At 68.0% G+C, this 1538-nt stretch carries 2 protein-coding genes; one reads left to right on the plus strand and one right to left on the minus strand.

Annotation, left to right across the window (positions count from 1 at the left end; genetic code table 11):
* The coding region (locus tag KAZ48_09740; protein MBP7973071.1) for an NADH-quinone oxidoreductase subunit D at nt 1-574 on the minus strand (574 nt) is incomplete at its 3' end.
* A 131-nt stretch (nt 575-705) separates the two neighbouring features.
* Between KAZ48_09740 and KAZ48_09745 the strand changes: the two genes are divergently transcribed.
* Nucleotides 706-1538 (plus strand): DUF2520 domain-containing protein (locus KAZ48_09745; GenBank protein MBP7973072.1); only part of this gene is annotated, 833 nt, incomplete at its 3' end.

Genomic DNA, 1538 nt, shown 5'->3' on the forward strand with positions numbered 1-1538 from the left:
CGGCACGGCGCACGGCGGCGGTGGTGGTGGCGAGTTGTTCAAGCCAAGGGTCGTTCACATCTGACCGGAGTCCGCCGGGGGCGACCGCCATCGGATGCAGCCGTCCGCCAGTGGCTTCTTCCAGCAGGTCGATCAATTGTTCGCGAGCCCCGCGGGCAGTCGCGGCGACGATCTGGTCTGGACTCACAACGGCGGCGGTCTCACCGAGCCAGCGCAGGTGATGGACCGCGCGACTGAGCTCGGACAGCAGCGTTCGCAGCCACGTGGCCCGCTCGGGAACGGTGATCCCGAGCATCGCCTCCATCGTCAAGGCCAAGCCGAGTTCGGAACCCAGCGCGCTATGCCAGTCATGCCGGTCGGCCAACATCAACGCCTGGCGGTAGTCCCGCGACTCAAATAGCTTTTCCACGCCCCGGTGGATGGGCTGGATCCGTGGTTCGGCGAACGTGATCATCTCGTGACCGTCGGAGGCAGCAACGCCCAGATCGAAGGCGACCGGACCGTGACTGGCCGGATGGGTGTCCCCGACGTCGAGTGCCCAGGTCCGTTCATGGGCGCCAGCAGGGAGGTTCATGGTGACTGATCCTGCCAGCGATTCACCGGAATCCACGCAGGAAGCCCGAGAGTACCCACCGCTCGGGCGCAAGGCGCCCGAGAAGGGGGCACCACCGTGGCACCGGATGCACGCGCGCCTAGGCTGCGGGCGTGGACAGCCCCACTCCGCAATCAGCGCCGCCGCGCCTGAACGTGGGAGTCATCGGCACCGGCCGAGCTGGATCGGTGCTCGCGGCCGCGCTCGCGCGCGCCGGTCACCACGTCGTCGCTGGCTACGGGGTCAGTGATCTCAGCCGCTTGCGCGCCGAGGCGTTGCTCCCAGGTGTCCCGCTGGTTACGCCGGCAGAGGTGCTCGCGCGGGCGGACTTGGTTTGGCTGACTGTCCCGGACGACGCGTTGCCCGCTTTGGTCGAGGGACTGGTCGAGACGGGTGCCGTCAGGGCTGGTCAATTCCTCGCTCACGCAAGCGGCAGATATGGCATTGAGGTGCTGGAAGCCGCGACCGCCGTCGGTGCACTGCCCCTCGCGCTACACCCAGCCATGACCTTGACCGGAACAAGTCTGGACCTCGAACGCCTCTCCGGCGCGCCCTTCGGAGTGACCGCTCCGCAGATCCTGCGGCCAGTTGCCGAGGCCCTCGTCGTCGAGATGGGTGGCGATCCGATCTGGGTTCCGGAAGGCAGCCGCGCGTTGTATCACGCCGCGCTGGCCAACGGGTCCAATCACCTTGTCACGCTCGTCGCCCAGTCGATGGACCTGCTGGCGGCCGCTGACATCGAGCAACCTGCTCGACTGCTCGGGCCGCTGTTGTCCGCGTCGCTGGACAACGCGTTGCGGGAGGGTGACAACGCCCTGACCGGTCCGGTAGCGCGCGGGGACGCGGGTTCGGTTGCCGCCCACATCGATGCCATCGGCGCGGTCTCGGGTGAGGCTCGCCGAGCGTACGTGGCGATGGCCCGATTGACTGCAGACCGTGCATTGGC

This window comes from Candidatus Nanopelagicales bacterium, assembly GCA_018003655.1.
Classification (GTDB): domain Bacteria; phylum Actinomycetota; class Actinomycetes; order S36-B12; family UBA10799; genus JAGNDY01.